Raw genomic sequence first — 22,523 nt, 5'->3', positions numbered from 1 at the left:
CAACGGACGCCTCGAACACCTACGCGGCATCGCCCAAGGATTCGTCAACCACCGAAACTACCGCCTACGCTGCCTCCTCCACTCCGGCGGATTCCAACACCTCCTACACCCTTAAATGCGAAGAGCCACTAAAGCTCAGAACAATCCTCGCAAGCTGCCCGAATGACGCACCGAAGTTCAAGACAGTCCGCGCACGCTGCGCGAATCCCGCCACGGCCTCGTACCCGCCCTGGAAGCCGTGACAGGAGCGCATGCATGTGGAGCGGAACCCACCCCACACACGACGGGCCCGCACCCCGCACGCAAGGCCAGCACCGCATACGACAAGGCCCGTACCCCAGGAGGAATCCTGTCGGTGCGGGTCCTGATCGTTGGGTGAGTCGGACTATTTCTTAGTGGAGGGCGACGGGCTGGGCGTCGAGAATATGGAACCCTTCGAGACCTTGAGCTTCACAGTCGAGTTCTTGTCCACCTTCGAACCTACGCCGGGTTCAACGGCGGTAACCTGGCCGGCGGGCTGGGTACCGGTGACTTCCTCGACGGTCACGGTCAGGCCCAGGGCCTTGAGCTGCGCCTCAGCGTCCTCGCGGCCGATGCCGACGACGGAGGGGATCTCCACCTGTGCGGGCTTGCCACTGGACACGGACACGGCGATGCTGGTGCCCTTCTTGACCGTGGAGTCGCTATCGGGATCCTGCGCGACGATACGGTCCTTCTCCTTGTCGGAGTCGACGGTCGACACGTTGCCGAGTTCCAGGCCGACTGCCTTGAGGGCGCTGCGCGCCTGGTCCTGGCTCATACCCGACAGGTCGGGGACCTCAACCTGGTTGGAGCCGGAGGACAGGTAGGCGGTGATCGTCTGGCCGGTCTTGACCTTCGAGCCGGGGGAGGGGTTGGTCTGCGCGACCTTGCCCTCGGGCACGGTGTCGGAAGCGACCTTACTGGAGTTGACATCCCACTTCAGGCCCAGCGCCTCGACGGCCTTACGGGCGTCGTCGGGACTCATACCGACCAGGTTGTCGGGCAGGGTGACCGAGTCGGGGCCGGATGAGATAGTGACGCGCACGGTGGCGCCCTTCTCGGCCTGGGTGCCGCCTGCGGGGTCGGTTGAGGCGACCGAGTCCTTGTCGACGGTATCGGAGGCGACCTTGTCGGGGTTGAGTTCCCAAGTCAGGCCGGCGGCTTCGATCTGGGACTTTGCGTCTGCTTGAGACAGTCCAACGACGTTGGGGACGGCGACGGTCTCCGGCTCAGCGGCGCTGCGGCTCAGCGCCCAGACGCTGCCGCCGATGAGGAGCAGCGCGATGGCGACGAGGGTCGCGATGATCGCGGTGCGGCGCTTGCGGGCAGCGGCATCATTACTCGTCCTATCGTCGTCGGAGGAGACGGCGGGCAGCGACGTTGACGTCGATGTCGAGGGGGTCCCTGCCGCGGACGTGCTCACCCTGGAGGTGGTCGTCGGTGCTGCGGCGCGCGCACCGACGAGACCGGCTGCGGGCAGCACCTCGGTCGCCCACGAGTCGGCAGGCGGGGCACCCACGTCCATGCCGCGTGCAACGCGCTGCAGGTCCGAGAGCATCGCGGTGGCGCTCGAGTAGCGGTCGTCGCGGTTCTTCGCGAGCGCCTTGAGGACTACTCGGTCCAGGGAATCCGGGATGTCGGACAGGATCGACGAGGGGGTGGGCGGGATCTGCTCGACGTGCTGGTAGGCGACGGCGACGGCCGAGTCGCCCTTGAAGGGCGGGCGGCCCGTCAGCAGCTCGAAGAGCACGACGCCCGTCGAGTACAGGTCGGAGCGCTCGTCCACGGTCTCGCCGCGCGCCTGCTCGGGGGAGAGGTACTGCGCGGTGCCGACGACGGCATTCGTCTGCGTCATGGTGGCCTGTGAGTCGGTCAGGGCACGGGCGATGCCGAAGTCCATGACCTTGACCTTGCCGTCCGACGTCAACATGATATTGCCCGGCTTGATGTCGCGATGCACCAGGTGGTTGTCGTGCGAGTACTGCAGGGCGGACAGGACGCCCGATACGATCTCGATGGCTTCGTTGATCGGGACGGCTGTGCCGTCGGCGATCAGCTCCTTGACGGTGTGCCCCTCGACGTACTCCATGACGATGTAGGGGATCGCGATGGACCGGTTGGTCGCGTCCGAGACGATTTCTTCACCGGTGTCGTAAACGGCGACGATGTTTGGGTGATTCAGCGACGCTGCCGACTGAGCCTCGCGGCGGAACCGCGCCTGGAAGATCGAGTCCAACGCCAGGTCGCGTCGTAGCATCTTGATGGCGACGACGCGCGACAGGCGAGTGTCGAAGCCCAGGTGGACTTCGGCCATTCCGCCTCGCCCGATGAGCGAGCGGACCTCATATCGGCCAGCTAGACGGTGGGCCATGGGCTGTGCCATGTCCTAACCTCCTCGGTGATGGTTGCCCCCGCGTTGCTTGGGATGAGGGAGCTCAGCATGGATTTGATCGTAAAGGCTGCAAGTACGGTCAGCGCAATCACGATGAGTACGATGACCGCAATGCGGATTAATTTCTTAGATGTAGGGACGGGCGGGGCAACGACGCTGCGAGAGTAGGCGGTCTTCGCTGCCGGGCGCTTGTGCTCGGTGGTCCGGGCGTCGAGTTTGTGCCAGTGTGGGCCGCGCGAGTCTTTCTTGGGCTTGGACTCGTACACGGAGCGGCGTGGGCGCGTGGACGCATTCTTGTTTTTCTTGTCCTTGCCGCGGGGTTGGGGAACGGTCCCGAAGACGCGCGGCGTGGAGCTGGTGGTCGTCGTGGTCTTCGACGAGGCCTTGGTGGGCTTTGCGCGCTCGTCCTTGACGTCGCGGGACGGCTGGGGGTCGGGCGTGGAGGAGGAACGCGCGGACTCGCGCTGAGCCTGCTCGGCTTCGCGCCGTTGGCGGGCCTCGCGGCGTTGGCGCGCTTCGCGGGCTTCACGTAGCTCACGCTGGCGGGCCTCTTCTTCGCGGGCGACCTGGGCGCGACGATGTGCTTCGGCGGCGTCCTCGGCCTGGCGGTCTTGTGCCCGCTGGCGCAGGCGCTCGTTGAGGGCTGCGCGTCGTTCGGCTTCCGTGGGCGCAACGAGCGTAGCGGGTGTCTGTGTGCGCGCGGGGCTTGGGTCCTTGCGCGGGGTCGACGAGGCCGCGGTCGGCTTTTTGGGAGCCGGTGCCTCGGCGCGCGCGGGTGTTGCCGGGCGCTCGGTGGCCGTGGGGCGCGCGGGTGTTGCCGGACGTTCGGTGGCCGTGGGGCGCGCGGGTGTTGTCGGGCGCTCGGTGGCCGTGGGGCCCGTGGGCGTTGTCGGACGTTGGGACGGCTTGGAACGCACCACTGGTTTCGTCGGTGTAGCCGCCTGCGTCGGGTCGACGGGCGTGGCAGGAGTCGGGGTGGGGGTCGCAGTTGGCACCGCGGCCTTCGCGGTGGGGGTCTTGGTGGTGGGGGTCTTGGCGGTGCGGGGTGAGGGTGACTCGGGAACCGCCGTGGGCTTGGAGACGACGCGCGTGGGGATCGAGGCCGAGATCGGCCCCTGTGGACTCGAGGGAATGACCGTGTGGCGTCCCGTAGACGTCAGGGAACGCACGGAACCGGACACCAATGTCTGTTCGCCGGTCGTATCGGGGATGATGCGACGCACCCGCGTGGGTGGAGACAGAGGGTTGGTGGACGGCGGTGGTGCGGTTTCGTCGATGATGCGGGGGAGCATGGTGTTGCGTCCTGTGATTGGGATCATCGAGGATGAGGGCGCGACGGTCGTCGCCTCGTCGATGATGCGGGGAACGACGGCGTGGCGGCCGGTCGCGGCGCGCACGCTAGGTACGAGGCCCGACGGGGGCTGGAGCATCTCGTCGGGGAGCGTGCGGCGAGTTAGGTGACGCACGGGTGCGAGGATCGGGACGGAGGGCTGGACGGGCGTGCGTGTCTCGGGGGTGAGCTGCGCGGTCTTGGGCAGCGGCAGCGGGCGAGGCGTCACGGATATGCCCATGGCCTTGGCGGCACCGGCGATCTCGCGGACGGCGGCGGCACCGGATTCGGGGCGTTTCGCGGGGTCCTTTTCCAGCAGGTGCAAGATGACGTCGGCGAGGGGTTCCGGGACGAAGTCCGGCAGCGGAGGTACCGGGTCGTTGACGTGCGAGAACGCGATGTCGACCTGGGTTTCGCCCGTAAAGGGGCGGCGGCCAGCGGCGGCCTCGTAAGCGATGACGCCGAGGGCGTAGAGGTCGCCGATGGGCGTGGCTGTCTCGCCCATCGCCTGTTCGGGCGGCAGGTATTGGGCGGTACCCATGACCATGCCCGCGGCGGTCAGGTTGACCTGGTCTCTCGCGCGGGAGATGCCGAAGTCGGTCAGCTTCACCATGCCGTCCGGGCGAACGAGGATGTTCGCCGGCTTGATGTCGCGGTGCACGACGCCCGCGCGTGCGGCAGCACCGAGCGCCATCGCGACCTGCACGAGGATCGGCAGGAGGTATTCGGGCTCAATGCGTGTGCCACCGCGCAGATAGTCCGTCAGCGGGTAGCCGTCGACGAGTTCCATGATGATCCAGCCGATGCCGTCTTCTTCACCCGAATCCTGGGTGTTCGCAATGTTCGGGTGCGAGATCGACATCGAGTTGCGGGCCTCGAGGCGCAGGCGCGACAGCGAGAGTTCCTCGCCTGTCAGCTCGGGACGTAGAACCTTTGCGGCAACAATGTGGCCGCTGACGCGGTCGCGGGCCTTCCACACCTCACCCATTCCACCCTGTGCGATGGGGGTGAGCAGCGTGTAGCGGCCTCCGAGGACGCGGCCGGCACCGGATGTCATGCGCGGGACACTCACTGGAGCCCCGCTTCCAGGACGGCCCGGGCGACCGGGCCGGCCACGTCTCCGCCGTGCGGCGTGGGAACATTGTCGTCACCTTCAACGATGACGGCAAAGGCGATCTGGGGATTGTCTGCGGGGGCGAAGCCCATGGCCCACGCGTTCGCGCGGTCGCCCTCGCCGGTCTCGGCGGTTCCGGTCTTGGCTGCCACCGACACGTTGGGGATAGCCATCGGGGTACCGGAGCCGTACGGCTGGGAGACAACGGCCTGCATCATGCTGGTGAGCTTCGAGGCCGTGTCGGCGGAGATCGGTCGACCGGCGTCCGTCGGTTTGGTCTTACGCATGGTCTGGTTGTCAGCGTCGACGATCTGCTTGATCAGGTAGGGCGCCATCATCTGGCCGCCGTTGGCGATCGTCTGCGCGACCTGGGCCATCTGCATGGGAGTGGCCTGGACCGTGTACTGGCCGATTGTGCTCATGGCGAGCTGTGCGCTGTCCGCGTCGGAGGGGAACACGGAGGGGATGACCGTCAGCGGGATTTGCTGTTCATGATCAAAACCGAAGCGGTTCGTGACGTCCGTGAGCTGCTGGTTCGTCAGCTGCTGAGAGGCCAGCACGAACGTTGTGTTGCACGAGCGTGCGAATGCCTCGGTCAGGGTCGGGTTGCCGTCGCCACAGGTCGAGGACTCGATGTTGGAAACCTGTGTAACCGTGCCCGGAAGGGTTGTTGTTACGGGCGAGGCCATGTGAGTGTCCGGATTGGCAATGCCATTCTCGATCAGGGCGATGGCCGTGATGACCTTGAACGTCGAGCCGGGCGCGTAGCGTTCCGAGATCGCGCGGTTGAGCATCGGTTTCTTCGGGTCGGCTTCCAGCGCCGCGTAGGCGTCGCTCACTTTGCCCCCGTCGCTGGAAGCCAGCGTGTTCGGGTCGAAGGTCGGGGAGGAGTAGAGGGCGAGGATCGCGCCGGTCTTGGCGTCCAGCGCCGCAACGGCACCCTTGCGGTCGCCGAGCGCGGTGGCTGCTGCCTGCTGCATGGAGGCGCTCAGCGTCAGCTCGACACCGCCGCCCTGGCGCTTTTCGCCCGTCAGGAGGTTGCGCAGGCGCTGCCCGAGCAGAGTCTGAGACTGGCCGTCGAGAACGTCCGCTTCAGCTTCCTCGATGCCGGTTGCCCCGTAGCCGATTGCCGAAAAGTAGCCTGTGGCCGATACGTAGAGGGGACCCTCGTCGTAGACGCGCGTGTAGCGATTGGAGTCCTCTTCGAGTTCAGAGGAGGCGATCGCCGTTTTTTCCACGATGATGGGTCCGCGGTCGACTTCCGCGGCGTGGCGGGTCGTGCGCACGTTACGCGGGTCTGCGTTCAGCGAGGGCGCGGAAATGAACTGGGTGTTTGTTATCGCCAAGCCCAGCATGGCGAACATGATCAGGACGACGACGAAGATCTTGCGAATCTGTGCGTTCATGTGTTACTCGTTCACCCCCAGTGCCGCCGGAATACCGGAGTTCCACGGGGACTGCGTGGACGCCGGGCGGCGGGCAGCGTCTGACACGCGGATCAGCAGTGCGACGGTTATCCATGAGGACACCATTGAGGAGCCACCAGCCGCCAGGAACGGTGCCGTCAGGCCCGTCAGCGGGATGAGACGGGTGATGCCACCGAGCACCACGAAGAGCTGGACGGCCAGCGAGAAGCTTAGGCCGGTGGCCAGAAGCTTACCGAATCCGTCGCGCACCGTCAGGGCTGCGCGCAGGCCGCGCTGGACGAGGATCAGGTACAGGATCAGGATCGCAGCCATGCCGGTGAGGCCCAGCTCCTCGGCCAGGGAGGAGAGAATGAAGTCGGAGTTGGCCAGCGGAACCTGGTCCGGATATCCGCGTCCCCATCCGGCACCCATGAGGCCGCCCGATGCCTGGCCGAAAATACCCTGCGCAAGCTGGTAGGAACCGCCGTAGTAGAACTCGGGTTCGAAGGCGTGCAGCCAGCCGTTGAAGCGCGTCTGCACGTGGGAGAAGAAGCGGACGGCGAGGGCGACGGCGGGAGCGAAGAGCGTGAAACCGATGAACAGCCAGGATACGCGGTTGGTGGCCACGTACAGCATTGCGACGAACAGGCTGAAGAAGAGCAGCGACGTGCCGAGGTCGCGTTGGAGGACGAGGATCGCGATGCCGATGAGCCAGACGATCATGATGGGGCCGAGGTCGCGGGCGCGTGGTAGGCGCATGCCCAGGAATTTGCTGCCGCCGATCGCGAGATTGTCACGGTTAGTGACCAGGTATCCGGCGAAGAATATGGCGAGCGTGATCTTGACGAGCTCACCGGGTTGGATCGAGACGGGACCCAGGCGGATCCACACGCGCGCGCCGAAGGTCTCCTGGCCGAGGCCGGGGATCATCGGGAGGAGTAGCAGGAAGAGGGACAGCGCGCCGAAGGTGTAGGTGTAGCGGCGCAGCATGCGGTGGTCGCGTAGCGAAATCAGGATGATGGCAGCGACGACGATTGCGATGCCCACGAAGAGCGCCTGCTTGTAGCCGACCGTGGCCTCGTCGTTTTTCGCGTAGGACAGATCCAGGCGGTAGATCATCGCCAGGCCCAGGCCTGTTAGGGCCACCGCGATCGGCAGGATGACGGGGTCCGCGTAGGGTGCCAGGAAGTGGATGCCGACTTCGCCGATGATCGCAAGGGCAATGAGTACCCCGATCTGAGGGATCAGGTTCGCGGGCAGGGTTTTCGTCAAGTTCAGTGAGGAGAGTACGTAGCCGAAGATGCCGACGGCCAGGGCCAGGGCCGTGAGGCCTAGCTCGAGGAATCGGCGCGGCTTAGCGGGGGCGATCGAGACGGTTGCCATCAGGAGTTTTCTCCGCTCTGGGCCCCGGATTGTGCCTCACCCGACTGCGGGACGGGTCCGATGTGCCCGGTCGGAGGCGTGACGGCGGAATGCTTGAGGCCCTCAATGTACTCGTCGATTTCCTCGCGGGAGGAGCGCAGCACCGGAGTGTCGAGGCGTTGGCGGTCCACGGGGGACAGGTCCGAGAGCGCGACGTCGGAGACTTCGACGGCGTGGGAGAGGCGCCAGGGGCCGATGGCCTGGGGAATGCCCTGGTAGATGACGACGTATCCGTCCTGGCCGATCGCGTAGTACTGCGTTTGCGTCCACTTCCAGGACAGCCAGGACGCGGCTACCACGAGGACTGTCACGAGGGACACGAAGATGGGGGTCCACCAGGAGGTGCGGGGCTTGAGCTCGATGGGACTGACGTCAAAGTCGGCACCGTGGCCCGAGGCCTTGGCTCCTAGAGCGGCCGCGCGCGCGGCCGCTCCCTGGCCGCCGCGCGACTTGGCGTTGCGGTCGATGGCAGCGGCACCGACGATCTGTGGGGGTGCGGGCGGGAAGGATCCGGCGGGGACGATGTCCGCGATGACGCACGTGATGTTGTCGGGGCCACCGCCCAGGAGGGCGAGGCGGATGAGTTCTTCGGCGCATTCGCCGGGGTCGGCGAAATCAGCCATGACCTGGCCGATCGTCTCGGGGGAGACGAGGCCGGACAGGCCGTCGGAGCACAGCATCCAGCGGTCGCCGACGACGGCCGTGCGGATGGTTTCATCGGGGGACACGTCGGCCTGCGCGTCGCCGAGGATTTTCAGGACGACGTTGCGGTTGGGGTGGTGCTCGGCTTCCTCGGGCGTGATCTGGCCGGTGTCGACCAGGTATTGCACGAAGGAGTGGTCTGTCGTGACCTGAGTGAGCGTGTCACCGCGCAGCACGTAGGCGCGCGAGTCGCCGATGTGGACCATGGCCAGGCGGTTGCCGGAGCGCATGAGGGCGATGCAGGTGGTACCTAGGCCTTCGAGGTCACGGTCGCGGCTCGAGCGGTCGGTGAGTTCCTCGTGGGCGTCGAGGAGGGCCTCGCGCAGGAGGGGCAGCATAGAGTCTGCGGGGTGCGAGTCGGTGTCGAGGGGGACCAGGTGCGCGAGGGCAACTGATGACGCGATGTCGCCGCCGGCAGGCCCACCCATGCCATCGGCGAGGACCAACAGGTTCGCTCCGGCGTAGCCGGAGTCCTGGTTGTTGGAGCGCACGAGGCCCACGTCGGAGCGGGCGGCATAGTGGAATTGAACGGCATTGCCTGGCATATCAACCCACCAATTCGAGAGTCGTCTGGCCGATGCGGATGATGTCGCCGATCCTGAGTTGACGTGGCTGCATCAGGCGCTCGTCGTCGATAAACGTGCCGTTTCGGCTCGAGAGGTCTTCGATCCACCAGCCGTCGGCCTGCGGAGTGAGCGCTGCGTGGCGGCTGGAGGCGTACTCGTCTTCGAGAACGAGGGTGCACGCGGGGGAGCGGCCGATGACGATGGGCGCTTCGCCGAGGGGCAGCATGGTGCCAACCAGCGGCCCGCCGGTGACCAGGAGGTCCTTGGGCATCAGCGGGTTGGTGGAGGTCCGCTTTGTCTCCTTGCGCCGGGTGCGCGAGGCCTTGCGTCGGGAAGCGGCCTTGTCTCGTCCCTTGCCGCGCGGGGTGACGACGGTGCCGAAGATATCGCGTCGCAGCGTGTTGACGGCCGCGAGCACGAGGAGCCAGAGCAGCACCAGGAACCCGATGCGGAATACGGTAAATGCGAGGTCAGTGGTCACTTCATTAAACTCCGCTCTGGTCAGGATGCGTCCAGAAGAGGATCTTGGTACGTCCGATAACGATCTGGTTGCCGTCGAGCAGGGTTGCTGCATCGATGCGATGGCCTTCGACGAAGGATCCGTTGGTGGAACCTAGGTCGGTCGCGATCACTCCGGTGGGGGTGATGCGAAGTTCGAGGTGGCGGCGCGATACGCCGGAGTCATTGACGACGATGTCGGCTTCGGAGCCGCGACCGATGACGGTGACGGGTTCGGTGAGCAGCCACTTGTCACCGTCGATGTCGATGATGGGGTGTTCGGGGGAGGCAGACGAGGCAGTGGCGGGGGCTGCGGCACCTCTGCGGTTTTCGGCGGCGACTTTCAGGGTGCCGGCGACTTCGGTCGAGTCGGCGACGAATTCGATGCTGACGGGACCGAGGAGGGAGTAGTCGTTGTTGGAGGCGTGCTCGGTGGCCTGCTGGGCGAACTCGTCGGCGAGGACGTCGAGGGAGGCTTCGAGAGAGAAGAGGTCTTCACGTGAGGCGTAGACGGTGAAGTGGTTCGCTGCGATGATGCGCGAGGCGGAGACCTCCTGGACGGAATCGTCCATGGCGCGGCGGATCGCCGTGGTGATGTCCACGGGCTTGATCCCCGACCGGAACACGCGTGAGAAGGCGCCATTGACGCCCCTCTCCACGGCATTCTCGAAGCGGTCGAAGATACTCATAGTCGTGCTCTCCTCATTCCCCCGCGCTGTGTGCGCGACGTACGGTCGGTGCGGAAGCCATTCCGCTCCCGGTCCCAGTCTAACTGCCGCGGGTGGTGCTGTGGTTGTAAGTAGTGGGATGTTCGCGATCGGCTGCCCCTCTATCTACGTGACGAGATGCGCGTCATGACGGGGAATACTCCGACATGATGCGCCTGGGACATATGATGTGCATGTTGCATGTGTGACATTAAGTGTGTGAGAGGTAACAATGTGTGGGGTTCTGAGTGGGTGGGCGTCATGTTGGTCTGCGCTTGGAGCGTGGTCTAAGTCTACTGTCGTCCTCTTGATGAGGTGCGGTGAGGGCGGGTCCGTACTTGCTCGTGTGGGGAGTTAACTGGGGGAACGGTAAGGGCTTGTGGAGAAGTTGTCGATCATGGGTCAATTAGAGGGGAAAACTGAAGGGTAGTAAACCTCAGTAGTTGGGCGCAAGTGCCCGGTTCAGCCCCATAATTCTACCAATCACCTGCACCTCCGCCAACCAGCTGCAGGCCTCGAACCTGCGCCTCAACAAGAGCCTTGATGCGGTTGATGATGGGATGATGCGATAGCATCACTGTCACCTACCGCATCACCGTGACCAGCGATGGAAACGCCAATAACGAGGCCTGTGCCCCTGCTCGTCCTCGCCGCGGGATGTGGCTGGATGCACCGCAGGGAGTATGTGCTGGCCAAGTAGTCACGCATTGTGATGTCGCCCATCGTACGGCGGACACCCCGTTGTGCTGCGGCACCCCCGGACGACACTGCTGGGCTATGCGTATGCAACACGGCCGGGCTGCACGCAGCCCGGCCGTGAGTCGGCAGGATCAGAAGTCCCAGTCCTCGTCCTCGGTGTCCACGACCTCGCCCATCACGTAGGACGAGCCGGAACCCGAGAAGAAGTCGTGGTTCTCGTCCGCGTTCGGGCTCAGGGCCGCCAGGATCGCGGGGTTCACGTCGGTCGCGTCGTGCGGGAACAGGGCCTCGTACCCCAGGTTCATGAGCGCCTTGTTCGCGTTGTAGCGCAGGAACTTCTTGACGTCCTCGGTCAGACCCAGCGGATCGTAGAGGTCCTCCGTGTACTGTTCTTCGTTCTCGTAAAGCTCGTACAGCAGCGAGTACGTGTAGTCGCGCAGGTCGTCCTGGCGCTCCTCGTTCGACTCATTCACGGCCAGCTGGTACTTGTAGCCGATGTAGTAGCCGTGGACGGCCTCGTCGCGGATGATGAGGCGGATCAGGTCGGCCGTGTTCGTCAGCTTGGCGTGCGAGCTCCAGTACATGGGCGCGTAGAAACCCGAGTAGAACAGGAAGGACTCGAGCATCGTCGAGGCGGCCTTGCGCTTCTCTGGGTCGTCGCCGTCGTAGTACGACTTGATGATCTCGGCCTTCTTCTGCAGGGCCGCGTTCTCGTTCGACCAGCGGAAGGACTCGTTGATCTCCTCCGTGGACAGCAGGGTGGAGAAGATCGACGAATAGGACTTGGCGTGCACCGACTCCATGAACGCGATGTTCGTGTAGACGGCCTCCTCGTGCGGGGTGCGCGCGTCCGGGATCAGCGACACTGCGCCGACCGTGCCCTGCAGCGTGTCCAACAGAGTCAGGCCCGTGAACACGCGGTTCGTCATGAGCTGCTCGTCCTTGGTGAGGGTCTTCCAGCTCGGCAGGTCGTTGGAGAGCGGAATCTTCTCAGGCAGCCAGAAGTTGCCCGTCAGACGATCCCAGACCTCAAGGTCCTTGTCGTCTTGGATCTTATTCCAGTTGATGGCCTCGAACACGGGCTCGGTCGCCATGGGAGCTCCTCTATGTGCGGTGATGGACGGACGAGGCCGGGATTGCCTCGCGCTGCTCCCACCAGGATACCTGTGGGCGTGTTTATCGGGGGCACGTAGTGATTGCGTTTTAATGCGCATCGTGCCTGCGTGCCGCGCAGGACCGCAGAATCCTGGGATTGTGTGGACGAGGTCATGCACAGCAGCATGGGGTCGGTATCCTATCCGCATGACGATGCCCACCTTCGCCGACGCTGAGGCCGCGATTGCCGCCCACGACTACCGGGCGGCCCTGAGCATCCTCGAAGCCCTCGACGTGGTCGGCGAAGACGCCTGCTACCGGCGCGACATTCAGGCTGCCGCCTGCGCCGACTGCCTCGGCCTGTTCCCTCTGTGCGAGGAATACGCGACGCGCGCCTACTCCTACGGCGACGACATGGCCGACCCCTTCGCCCTCATGGCCAGAGCCCAGCGCCGCCAGGGCCTCATCGCCGACGCCGCAGCCACGGCCTCGTCCGGCGCGCGCATCCACCCCACCAACCCCGCGATTGCGCGTGAACTGGCCCTGGCTTTCGTCGCCCTCGGGCGATACGAGGAAGCCCGTGGCCCCGCCGACCTCGCCACCGACACCTACAAAAAGGACGTCGAGCTGCTCATGGCCTACGGGCACGTCTGGGAACCCGTCAACCCCGACGCCGCGCAGTGGGCTTTCCATCATGCCAAGAAAGTCAACCTCGACAACGATGACGCGCGAATCGCCTTCGACTCCCTGGCTCACCCCCTCAAGGGTGCGGGACGCTCCTCCTACCGGATCGAAATCCAGCCCCCGTCGCCGCCGCCTACCGCACCATGCTGCGTCGCGTGCGCGCCGTGCTGACCAATGCCTGGAAGGGTGCCGCCATCGCCGCCCTGTGCTGCGGACTCTTCTACCTGTTCGTCGCCCGTGGAGTCTTTCCCGGTGCCCAGTGGGGAGTCTTCCTGCTGTACGTCGCCTCCGTCGTCAGCGTCTACTTCTACGTGGGTCACCAGATCGCCACGTTCAACCGGACCCTGCCGCGAGGCGTGCGCCTGACCTTCATGCGCTTGTGCACCCGATTCACCGAGCTGGGTGGCCGCATCTTCCTCTTCATGCGTGTCTCCCTCATCTCCGGCTTCTTCCTCATAGCTTTCATGAACGGTATCGGGTAGAGCCGCCCACCGTCGCATTCGGGGCGGAGATGAGGCAAGCAACCGGTAGGCTTGCGGGCATGACCAATCCCCTCATTGACTCCCTCACGGCCGTCGTTGCCGAGCGACCTGGGGACACGCCTCTGCGCCTGCATCTCGCCGAACTTCTGATCGCCGACGGGCGAGGTGCCGACGCCGTCCCCCACCTCGGTATCGTCCTCGCGTCCGAGCCGACCAATGAACGCGCCACCGCCCTCATGCGGGCCGCACTCGGTGTGCCCGTCCCCGGTCACGAGGCCGTGGCACCCCCCGCTGCGCCCGCACCGACTGCGCCCACCACCGCTGCGCCCGAGCCGAGCGTGCCCACGCAGGCCACCCAGGCCTCGGGCAGGGAACCCGAAGAGGACGCCCAGGCCTCGTCCGCCAAGCCAACCCAGGAAGGCGAGGCCCAGCGCTTCGACTGGCGCAGTGCCGAGGAACAGGTCGGCGGCCCCGCGCCCGCCTTCGTCAACGGTGCCGAACCCGTCTACAACGAGGCACCGCCCGCTGCCGAGGACGTGTGGGACGTCGAAACCGCCACCTCCACCCTGGCCGATGTCGGCGGCATGCAAGACGTCAAAGACCGCCTCAATATGGCGTTCCTGGCACCCCTGCGCAACCCCGAGCTCCGCAGGCTCTACGGCAAGAGCCTCAAGGGCGGCCTCATGCTCTACGGTCCTCCGGGATGCGGCAAAACCTACATCGCGCGTGCGCTCGCCGGCGAGATCGGTGCGTCCTTTATCAACGTCACCCTCACCGACATCCTCGACCAGTTCATCGGCAACTCCGAAGCGAATCTCCACTCCCTGTTCGTCACCGCCCGCAGGCACGCGCCCGTCGTCCTCTTCCTCGATGAGATCGACGCCATCGGGCAGAAGCGCAGCCAATCCACCAGCGCCGCGTGGCGAGGCGTCACCAACCAGCTCCTCATGGAAATGGACGGCATCGGTGCCGACAACGAAGGACTGTTCATCCTGGCCGCCACTAACACGCCGTGGGACGTCGACCCCGCCCTGCGCAGGCCCGGGCGCTTTGACCGATCCGTCGCCGTCCTGCCGCCCGACGCGCCCGCGCGCCACTCGATCCTCTACCACTACCTGAAGGACAGGCCCATGGAGGGGATCGACCTGGGCGTCCTCGTGCGCCAGACCAGCGGATTCACCGGCGCGGACCTGGCCCACCTGGTCGACAGTGCCGCCGAGTTCGCCATGATGGACTCCCTGCGCACCGGCACCGTCCGCATGATGACCATGCAGGACTTTGCGAACGCCCTCAAGCAGGTGCGCCCCAGCGCGGGTCCGTGGTTCGCATCGGCGCGCAATATCGTCGAATACGGCAACCGTGACGGCCAATACGACGACCTGGCCGCCTACATGAAGGCCAATAAGCTGCTGTGACCGCCCTTCCAGGTCTGCCCCTGCCGACGAAAGGACACAATGTCAGGCGAAAGCTCCGCCCATGAGCAGATTAAACGCGCCCAGGCGCTCATCGACCTTGGGCGACAAGAACAGGCCGTCGAGCTCCTTGTCACGATCCCGCAGACGACCCCTCTTCTCGTTGCGACCGTCAACTGTTTCCTCGCGTACGCCTTCGCGGGATTGGGCAAGAAGGACGAGGCGTACGCTTGCGCGCGGCGAGCCCTCGAAGCAGAACCCAACAACGATACCGCGCTGTTCTGGCTGGCCATCGTCGAGCCGGACGATGCGGCCGCCCTTCAGCACACGTCACGCCTGATCGAACTCGATCCCGACTGGGTCCCGTACCAGTCCCTTCATGCGATCAGCCTCTTGCGCAACGGTCGGAAAGAAGAAGCCGAAGCCGTCGCGCGTGAAGCCGCACGTCAAGCCCCGGAAGACGTCTACGTGCTGGGCAACCTCGGGGATGTCCTCCAAGATAAGCGCTCCCCGGAAGCCGAACAGGTCTACGCGCGCATCCTCGAGATGGAACCCGACGACCTTCACGCGCGCAAGGCACTCGCCCGGATCAAGCAAAAGGACGAGGCCGATGAGAGCGCCCGACTCTACACCGACATCCTCGCCACAGATCCCGACCAGGGCGATGTTGCGCTCCAACTCAACTGGATGGTCTTCGGGAACATGCTCAGCGCGTGTGCGTACGTGTCCACTCGGTACGCTATCGCGTGGCTCCTTGCCGGCCTGGTGTACGCGGTCGGCCTGCGCACGGTAGCCGTCGTGATCGGTCTGCTTGCTTCCCTCATCTTTGTGTCTCGCGTAGCCCGATCCTTCAGGTCAGACACCGCGAAGCTCGGCAAAGCCCTCGGGATGAGTCCCCGTGCAGCCTTCATCAGGATCTACGGAAAGCTCCCGATCAGCTCGATCATGGCGACACTGGCCACCATCATGATGACCCTGCCTCCGCTCATCTGGGCGGTCTTGGCGCTCGTTGGGCGGGCCTCGTCGTGGTGGGCGGCCGTGGGTCTCCCGATTCTCATCATGGCCTGCGGCTGGGGCCTGGCACACGCAGCCGTCCGGGTCGTTCGAACGTATCAGCGCTGACGGGCGCGCAGCACAGACCCCGCGCAAGACGCACGCCAAGGTGTGCCCACACGCCCGCGCGGCCGCGGAACCCCGAAACCGGAGCGCCGTCAGCCGCGCGGATCGCACATTGCTCGCCCAGGCCTCGTGAGGCCCGGTGTCGCACGCCTATGCGCCGGTCGGACAGCTGCCCCGTCCCTCGCCCGCGAGCGTCGCCACAGTTGCAACCGCCTCCAGGGCCCCGAGAGCCAGCCCCTGCCTCGTGTGAGCGAGACGAACGCCCGCGGCGCGGCGGCGCTCACCGCGGCGGAACAGCCACCGTTCCACGGCCACCGTCACGACCGCCGACCCCAGTACCGCGCCCGCCAGGACAGCCAGCTCGCGCGGCTCCGCCTCCGTGACCCCATCGAGCGGATCCTCGGTCTTTTCCTCCGAGCAATCCGTCTCATCGTCGTACGGGGGTAGCTCGTCTCCTTCGGGCATGAGCGACACCAACGACCAGCCCATCGCGCCGAGCAGACCTACCTTCATGAGGCCGCGCAGCGGGCGCGAGCGCACGACATCGGGCAGCGCGTACCAGGCAACGGTCGCCCCCGTGCCGACCGCGAGGCCTGCGGCGCGCGTCGGTGTTATCGAGAGGTTCAGGGGGCAGGGGCAGGAGCACGGCGAGGTCATGGTCAGTCCTTTCAAAGAGCGTCGCTGAGCGGGTGGTGGGGGCGTCGAATGCACGCGGGTCAGTCCGCGAGCAGGTCCAGCAGGTGAGAGACGACTTTTCCGCCCGAATAGGCGGATCCGTCGTGCTGGTACTCGTTCGTGATGTAGTGGTGGGCGCCGATCAGGTCGCCCGTGTCCAGGGACAGCTCGCGCGGCACGAACATGTCATCGTAGTACACGGCAGCGGCTACCGGTACCGTGTTCTCGGCCAGAACGTCCGGCAGGTACACGGGGGTGGCCTGCGTCGTCGAGGCGAGGATCTCGGCGACGCCCTTCAGCGGTGCCAGGCCCGGGTCCTCGTCGAAGACGCGGCGCATGAAGTGCTCGCCCGTCAGGTAGAACGGCTCGCTCTCGTCCAGCGGGTCCGCGTCCTTCGCGAAGCCCGGGATCTCCTCAGCCAGTCGATCTGCCGCCCATGCCGTCGCCGTCCCCGCCAGAGACGGCGTCGCGCACGCGTAGATGTACTCCTGGAACACGCCGTAGATGGGCGCGACGTCCACCTGCGAGCCGATGGCCGCCAGGAACTGGGACGACAGGCGGCGCTCGCCGTGCACCGACGTCCACGGACCCTCGAGCAGGTAGTGCAGCTGATCCGTGTTGCCCTGCCCGCCCAGCATCATGCCGATCATGCGCAAGCGCGCGGGGGATAGGCGCTCACCCGTCGGCAGCGTCTCCTCTGTGTCCGCCAGATGCGCGCACAGCTCGCGCACCGTGCGCTCGTCCCCGGGATGGCGGCGAAAGTACGCGCGGTTGCGCGCTGCCGTACGCTCATACGTCAGGCGGTAGATGTCATCCACATGGACGAGGCCGGGCAGGCCTCCCGTGATCAGGCTGGCCTTCAAGCCCTGGGGAGCCAGCGACAGGTACGAGGTCGTGATAAAGCCGCCGAAAGACTGGCCGAGCGTCGTCCACGGGTCATCCCCGCACAGCTTGCGGCGCAGCGCCTCCGCGTCGTACACGATCTGGTCCTGACGGAAGTAGCGCAGGTACGCGGCCTTCTCCTCGTCCGTGTCCAGGTGAGAGAGCGCCTGGGCATCCATGCGGGTCGACTGGCCCGTGCCTCGTTGATCGAGGAGCACCACCCGGTAATCCTGCAAGAGACGATTCATCCATCCACCGCTAAACGTGCCGAAACGCGGGCTCGGGTAGCCCGGGCCACCCTGCAGGAACACCGCGTAGGGGGAGTCTTCGCGGCCCTTGCGCACGATCTCGCGCGCAAACACCTCAATCGTCGGATTATCCTCGCCGACCGGGCGCAGGTGATCCAACGGGACTGCAAGGCGATGCTCGTAAACCGTGTGACCGTGGTGAATGTACGACTCTGTGTGCATGGACACAATGGTAGCGGTTTTGGTGTAGTGCCGTTGCCCTCGCATGATTCCAGCTGCCGCTTGTTGCCCTCGGGTTTTGGGTGCTGTCGAGCCGGGCTGCTTGATGCGCCCGTGGGCGGCGGTCCGCCCTATCCGCCCGCGCGGGTCAGAGCCAGTTCAGCAGCGCGATGTAGGCGAGCGTGCCGACACCGACGCTCCACAGGAGCTTGCGACCGGACAGCAGGTGTACCGCGACCGTCACGCCAGTCGCCACCAGCGCCGCCCACCAGCGTCCGCCCGCCGCCTGCGCGCTTTGCGAGAGAGTCGAGAGCACCAGGATTAGCATGATGCCCGGCGGCATCCACACCGCCATGTCGGAGACGAAACGCGAATCGCGCAGCGGCTCGAGGATCTTGAACGGCAGAGCGCGCAACGTAAAGTCGATAACGAAGACGATCACCAGGAGCGCCAGCAGGTAGCCCAGCGTCGGAGTCACTGTGCACCCCCTTCGGGAGTCGCCTGCCCCTGCCCATCGGCCGAGGCGGCAGATTCAGGGGAGCGGAGGATACCTCGGCGATGGAGGATGTGACGCCCCACGAGACACGCGACGAATAGCAGGAGTGCCACTAAGAGGCGTTGCGTCGGTGCCACCACCATGGCCACCGCGAAGGATGCGCCGGCCAGGAGGACCGAGGGTAGTGCGCGGCTCGTGCGCGCCGCGTCCAGGGTCAGCGTGATGAACAGGGCCGTCAGCGCGAAGTCGAGGCCCTCAATCTGCGTGGGGATCAACGAGCCCGCGGACACGCCCACGAGGCTCGAGGTCACCCACGTCAGGTTGAAGAGAACCTGCATCGCCAACAGTCGAGGCTTCGTCCACCCGTTCGGTCGGGCGGCGGTCAGCGCGTAGGCCTCGTCCACGAGGGCGTACATCGAGAAGAGGCGCGCGACACGGCCCTCAATGACGTGCAACGGGAACGAAAAAGCGAAAAACAGGAGGCGGAAGTTCACCAGCAGCATCGTCACCGCGATGACGGCCAGCGGCGTATTCTGCGCTGCCAGGGTGACGACGAGTAGCTCGGCCGACCCCGAGTAGGCGGACAGGGATAGCGCTGGAGCCAACCACCACGGCAGACCTAGCTGGATGACGAGAACGCCGTACGCGAGGCCTAGCGGGATGTATCCGGCGGCAACGGGCGCGGTAATCCGCAGACCTTCAATGATTTCGTAGCGGGTAGGCTTCGCCGGCACGGGGAAGTTCACTGTGCGCGGGAGCTTGGGCATGAGTGCAATTTTTGCGCGCTGATCCAGCCAATTGCGAGCGGGCGCACCATAGCATGACGGTTTTCACGTTTTTCTGGGTCCTAGGTCCTGGCGCGGAATCCTGCGGATTGATAGGTCATCTGTTTGTCACATAGTTTCAAAATTGGAAACGCCCCTCGCATATGCACGCTCGCGGTGGAAACATCGTTACCAACGCCAAGTATGCACCTCGGCATCGTTCAATCAAACCCGCAGATCAGGAGCCCACATGAGCGCCACGAACGCACGCACAACGCCATTCCGTCGACTCGCCACGGCCGCCGTCGCCGTGCTCGCAGCTCTTGGCATGGCTGCATGTTCCGGCGGTGCAGGATCCTCATCCTCCTCGGGTTCGCAGGTCGGTGACCGCAGCCCCGAGCAGATCAAGGAAGCCGGCGAGATCGTCATCGGCATCTTCTCGGACAAGGCCCCCTTCGGCTACATCGACGCCAACGGCAAGCCCGCCGGCTACGACGTCGTCTACGGCGACTGCATCGCCGCTGACCTGGGTGTCACCGCCAAGTACGTCCCCGTCGATGCCGCCGCCCGCACCGAGGTCCTCGCCTCCAACAAGGTTGACATCACCCTCGCGAACTTCACCGTCACGCCCGAGCGCGCCGAAAAGGTCGACTTCGCGAACCCCTACTTCAAGGTCTCCCTCGGCGTCGTCTCGCCCACCTCGGCCGAAATCACCGACGTGAGCCAGCTGGCCGGCAAGACCCTCATCGTCACCAAGGGCACGACCGCCGAAGCCTACTTCGAGGCCAACCACCCCGAGGTCAAGCTCCAGAAGTACGACCAGTACTCCGACGCCTACCAGGCCCTCGAGGACGGCCGCGGCGACGCCTTCTCCACCGACAACACCGAGGTCATCGCCTGGGCGATCCAGCATCCCGGCTTCAGCGTCGGCATCAAGAGCCTGGGCGACACCAGCTACATCGCGGCCGCCGTCAAGAAAGGCAACACCGCCCTCCTCGACTGGCTGAACAACGAACTCGTGGACCTCGGCCAGGAAAACTTCTTCCACAAGGACTACGAGCAGACCCTCGCCCCCGTCTACGGTGACGCTGCGACCGCCGATGACCTGGTCGTCGAAGGCGGCGTGGACACCACCTCCACCAACTAATGCAGGCACGAGGCCGTGGCCCCCTGACGGGTCCACCCACCGCAGGTGATCGCTCCGCGCGGCTACGGCCTCGTCTAGACCCTCAATCTTAGGGCCGAACGTCGCTTCGATCGCTCCGCGCGGCTACGGCCTCGTCCCTTCGTGTGCATATGAATTACGAGATTCTGGCGCGATACGCGCCCCTCTACGTCGACGCAGCGATCCTCACCCTGAAGATCGCGGCTATCGGTATCGTTGGCTCCCTCGCGCTCGGCCTCCTCGTGGCTGCGATCCGGCACTACCGGATCCCCGTCGCCACCCAGATCGCCGCCGCCTACGTCGAACTGTCACGTAACACGCCCCTGCTCGTGCAACTCTTCTTCATCTACTTCGGCCTGCCGCGCGTGGGCGTCAAGTGGAGCGGCGAGACCTGCGCGATCGTGGGCCTCATCTTCCTGGGCGGTGCCTACATGGCCGAGGCCCTGCGCTCCGGACTCGACTCGATCGCCACCATTCAGTGGGAGTCCGCGTCGGCGCTCGGCCTCACGCGCACCCAGACGCTGCGTCACGTCGCCCTCCCTCAAGCCATCGCGACCTCCGTGCCGCCGCTGGCCGCTAACGTCATCTTCCTCATCAAGGAAACATCCGTCGTCTCGGTCGTCGCCCTGCCTGACCTCGTGTACGTCGCGAAAGACCTCATCGGCATGTCCTACAACACCTCCGAAGCGCTGATCCTCCTGGTCCTCGCCTACCTGGTGATCCTCCTGCCCGTGTCCATCGCGGCCCGACTCATCGAAAAGAAGGTGCGCTGTGGCGGATTTGGGAATTAACGTCATCTTCGAAGGCCGCAACCTCGTGCGCATCCTCGAGGGCCTCGGCGTCACCGTCGGCATCTCCGCGCTGTCCGTCGTGCTGTCACTGATTCTCGGCGTATTCGTCGGCCTCGGCATGCGCTCACGCTGGCGAGCCCTGCGCTGGCTCATGCAGCTCTACCTCGAGTTCGTGCGCATCATGCCCCAGATCGTCCTCCTCTTTGTCGCTTACTTCGGACTCACGCGCGTCGCGGGGATCAACCTGGATGGCATCACCGCGTCCGTCCTCGTCTTCACCCTGTGGGGCGGCGCCGAAATGGGCGACCTCGTACGAGGCGCGCTCATCGCGATCCCTCGCCACCAGTACGAGTCCGCCTACGCTCTGGGACTCACCCCGAAGCAGACCATGCGCCGCGTCATCCTGCCGCAAACACTGCGCAGGCTCGCACCCCCGGCCGTCAACCTCATCACCCGCATGATCAAGACGACCTCCCTCGTCGTCCTCATTGGCGTCGTCGAAGTCCTCAAAGTCGGACAGCAGATCATCGACGCCAACCGCTTCAACTATCCCACCGCCTCGCTGTGGATCTACGGCCTGATCTTCGCGCTGTACTTCCTCATCTGCTGGCCTATCTCGCTCCTCTCACGCCACATGGAGAAAACATGGCAGAACTGACCTCCGACCCGCAGCTGCGCCTCGTCGACCTCGACAAGACCTACCCCGGCGGACACCACGCCCTGCGCGGCGTCTCCCTCGACGTCGCCGACGGTGAAGTCGTCGTCATCATCGGCCCCTCCGGCTGCGGCAAGTCCACGCTCCTGCGTACGATCAACGGCCTCGAGCCCATCAACTCCGGGCAGATCCTCTTCGACGGGACCGACCTAGCCGCGCCCGGTGTCTCCTGGCCCGAGGTGCGCCGCCGCATCGGCATGGTCTTCCAGTCCTACGAGCTCTTCCCCCACCTCACCGTCATGGGGAACCTGACGCTCGCCCCCGGCCTCGTCGCCGGAGAATCGCGCGCCGACGCGAGCGCGCGGGCGCTGAAACTGCTCGAACGCGTCGGCCTGGCGGACCGGGCCGACGACTACCCGCGCCAGCTCTCCGGCGGTCAACGCCAGCGCGTCGCCATCGTGCGCGCCCTCATGATGAACCCCGAGATCCTCCTCCTCGACGAGGTCACCGCCTCCCTCGACCCGGAAATGGTGCGCGAGGTCCTCGACGTCGTCCTCGAGCTGGCGCGCACCGGCATGACGATGCTCATCGTCACCCACGAGATGGGCTTCGCCCGCGCGATCGCCGACCGCATCGTCTTCATGGACGAGGGACGCATCGTCGAGGTCGACCCGCCGCGCAAGTTCTTCGCGGACCCGTCCTCGGATCGCGCGCGCAAGTTCCTCGACATCTTCAGCTTCGAGGGCGCCAAGCTCTAAGGGCTTGTCTGCTTGTTGCTGCCCGTGGGTGGCCTTGCTGGGTCGGGATGCGTGGTGCGCCCGTGGGCGGCGGCCCGCCCGCGAGATCGCCACACGCGAGCCTTCGGCTCGGAGTGATCGATCTCGAAGCCCGGCCAGGCCCTGCCGCCGCCCACGGGCACCGCAGCATGGCCCTGTGGCACGCTCGGTTGGGGTGTTCCGCGTTTGGGCTTGTTCTTAAG

Annotated in this window: 21 protein-coding genes; 9 read left to right on the top strand and 12 right to left on the bottom strand. The window is 65.6% G+C overall.

The annotated features are described in order from the left end of the window. The coding region (locus QZ149_RS05660; RefSeq protein WP_291450332.1) for a hypothetical protein at window positions 1-242 on the top strand (242 nt) is incomplete at its 5' end. Window positions 243-385: 143 nt separating this feature from the next. On the opposite strand, the gene pknB is transcribed toward QZ149_RS05660, so the two are convergent. From pknB to nrdF, 8 genes are all read right to left on the bottom strand, one after another. Beyond that, window positions 386-2,404 carry a Stk1 family PASTA domain-containing Ser/Thr kinase gene (gene pknB / locus QZ149_RS05655; protein ID WP_291450331.1) on the bottom strand — a complete coding sequence of 673 codons (2,019 nt, stop codon included), beginning with the start codon at window positions 2,402-2,404 and terminating at the stop codon, window positions 386-388. Then, complete coding sequence (locus QZ149_RS05650; protein WP_291450330.1) at window positions 2,377-4,800, bottom strand: serine/threonine protein kinase; 2,424 nt, start codon at window positions 4,798-4,800, stop codon at window positions 2,377-2,379. The genes pknB and QZ149_RS05650 overlap by 28 nt, the downstream gene beginning before the upstream one ends. An 11-nt stretch (window positions 4,801-4,811) precedes the next feature. Next, window positions 4,812-6,263 carry a penicillin-binding protein 2 gene (locus QZ149_RS05645; RefSeq protein WP_291450329.1) on the bottom strand — a complete coding sequence of 484 codons (1,452 nt, stop codon included), beginning with the start codon at window positions 6,261-6,263 and terminating at the stop codon, window positions 4,812-4,814. A 3-nt stretch (window positions 6,264-6,266) separates the two neighbouring features. After that, the gene (locus QZ149_RS05640; protein WP_291450328.1) at window positions 6,267-7,646 is read right to left on the bottom strand and encodes an FtsW/RodA/SpoVE family cell cycle protein; all 1,380 of its coding nucleotides are present in this window, start codon (window positions 7,644-7,646) and stop codon (window positions 6,267-6,269) included. Continuing rightward, entirely contained in the window at window positions 7,646-8,932 is a 1,287-nt protein-coding gene (locus QZ149_RS05635) for a PP2C family serine/threonine-protein phosphatase (RefSeq protein ID WP_291450326.1), read from the bottom strand. Before QZ149_RS05635 ends, QZ149_RS05640 begins: the two co-directional genes overlap by 1 nt. Before the next feature lies 1 nt (window position 8,933). Beyond that, the gene (locus QZ149_RS05630) at window positions 8,934-9,434 is read right to left on the bottom strand and encodes an FHA domain-containing protein (RefSeq protein ID WP_009647439.1); all 501 of its coding nucleotides are present in this window, start codon (window positions 9,432-9,434) and stop codon (window positions 8,934-8,936) included. 4 nt (window positions 9,435-9,438) lie between these two features. Further along, window positions 9,439-10,140: a DUF3662 and FHA domain-containing protein gene (locus tag QZ149_RS05625; protein WP_291450323.1), complete on the bottom strand. Its 702-nt coding sequence runs from the start codon at window positions 10,138-10,140 to the stop codon at window positions 9,439-9,441. An 848-nt stretch (window positions 10,141-10,988) separates the two neighbouring features. Beyond that, window positions 10,989-11,951, bottom strand: a complete 963-nt coding sequence (gene nrdF, locus QZ149_RS05620; protein ID WP_291450322.1) for a class 1b ribonucleoside-diphosphate reductase subunit beta — start codon at window positions 11,949-11,951, stop codon at window positions 10,989-10,991. Between the two features lie 208 nt (window positions 11,952-12,159). Between nrdF and QZ149_RS05615 the strand changes: the two genes are divergently transcribed. The 4 genes from QZ149_RS05615 to QZ149_RS05600 are packed head-to-tail and all read left to right on the top strand — an operon-like array spanning window position 12,160 to window position 15,652. Beyond that, a complete protein-coding gene (locus QZ149_RS05615; RefSeq protein WP_291450321.1) occupies window positions 12,160-12,807 on the top strand; it encodes a hypothetical protein in 648 nt (215 codons plus the stop codon). Next, entirely contained in the window at window positions 12,792-13,118 is a 327-nt protein-coding gene (locus QZ149_RS05610; RefSeq protein WP_291450319.1) for an ABC transporter permease, read from the top strand. Before QZ149_RS05615 ends, QZ149_RS05610 begins: the two co-directional genes overlap by 16 nt. A 59-nt stretch (window positions 13,119-13,177) precedes the next feature. Then, a complete protein-coding gene (locus tag QZ149_RS05605) occupies window positions 13,178-14,533 on the top strand; it encodes an AAA family ATPase (protein WP_291450316.1) in 1,356 nt (451 codons plus the stop codon). A 39-nt stretch (window positions 14,534-14,572) separates the two neighbouring features. Next, the gene (locus QZ149_RS05600) at window positions 14,573-15,652 is read left to right on the top strand and encodes a tetratricopeptide repeat protein (RefSeq protein ID WP_291450314.1); all 1,080 of its coding nucleotides are present in this window, start codon (window positions 14,573-14,575) and stop codon (window positions 15,650-15,652) included. A 147-nt stretch (window positions 15,653-15,799) separates the two neighbouring features. Here the strand turns inward: QZ149_RS05600 and QZ149_RS05595 are convergent, their stop codons facing one another. The 4 genes from QZ149_RS05595 to QZ149_RS05580 form a co-directional block, all read right to left on the bottom strand. Further along, window positions 15,800-16,306, bottom strand: a complete 507-nt coding sequence (locus tag QZ149_RS05595; protein ID WP_291450313.1) for a peptidase S9 — start codon at window positions 16,304-16,306, stop codon at window positions 15,800-15,802. 59 nt (window positions 16,307-16,365) lie between these two features. Next, entirely contained in the window at window positions 16,366-17,676 is a 1,311-nt protein-coding gene (locus QZ149_RS05590; protein ID WP_291450311.1) for an alpha/beta fold hydrolase, read from the bottom strand. A 145-nt stretch (window positions 17,677-17,821) separates the two neighbouring features. Continuing rightward, entirely contained in the window at window positions 17,822-18,151 is a 330-nt protein-coding gene (locus QZ149_RS05585; RefSeq protein WP_291450310.1) for an AzlD domain-containing protein, read from the bottom strand. Further along, entirely contained in the window at window positions 18,148-18,936 is a 789-nt protein-coding gene (locus QZ149_RS05580; protein WP_291450309.1) for an AzlC family ABC transporter permease, read from the bottom strand. Before QZ149_RS05580 ends, QZ149_RS05585 begins: the two co-directional genes overlap by 4 nt. Window positions 18,937-19,183: 247 nt before the next feature. Here QZ149_RS05580 and QZ149_RS05575 point away from each other — a divergent pair, with 247 nt between their 5' ends. The 4 genes from QZ149_RS05575 to QZ149_RS05560 all read left to right on the top strand — a co-directional run bounded on the left by QZ149_RS05575 (window position 19,184) and on the right by QZ149_RS05560 (window position 22,302). After that, on the top strand, window positions 19,184-20,080 hold the full coding sequence (locus QZ149_RS05575; protein ID WP_291450308.1) for a cysteine ABC transporter substrate-binding protein: 897 nt from the start codon (window positions 19,184-19,186) through the stop codon (window positions 20,078-20,080). Window positions 20,081-20,229: 149 nt separating this feature from the next. Beyond that, window positions 20,230-20,889 (top strand): amino acid ABC transporter permease, encoded by a 660-nt coding sequence (locus tag QZ149_RS05570; protein ID WP_291450306.1) that lies wholly within the window; start codon window positions 20,230-20,232, stop codon window positions 20,887-20,889. Next, window positions 20,870-21,547, top strand: a complete 678-nt coding sequence (locus tag QZ149_RS05565; protein ID WP_009648159.1) for an amino acid ABC transporter permease — start codon at window positions 20,870-20,872, stop codon at window positions 21,545-21,547. The genes QZ149_RS05570 and QZ149_RS05565 overlap by 20 nt, the downstream gene beginning before the upstream one ends. After that, window positions 21,535-22,302, top strand: coding sequence for an amino acid ABC transporter ATP-binding protein (locus QZ149_RS05560; RefSeq protein WP_291450305.1), 768 nt, complete (start codon window positions 21,535-21,537; stop codon window positions 22,300-22,302). Before QZ149_RS05565 ends, QZ149_RS05560 begins: the two co-directional genes overlap by 13 nt. Window positions 22,303-22,523 lie beyond the last annotated feature (221 nt).

It is taken from the genome of Actinomyces sp. ICM47 (assembly GCF_905369875.1).
Taxonomy (GTDB): domain Bacteria; phylum Actinomycetota; class Actinomycetes; order Actinomycetales; family Actinomycetaceae; genus Pauljensenia.
This window is presented reverse-complemented; position numbering and strand designations above follow the sequence as displayed.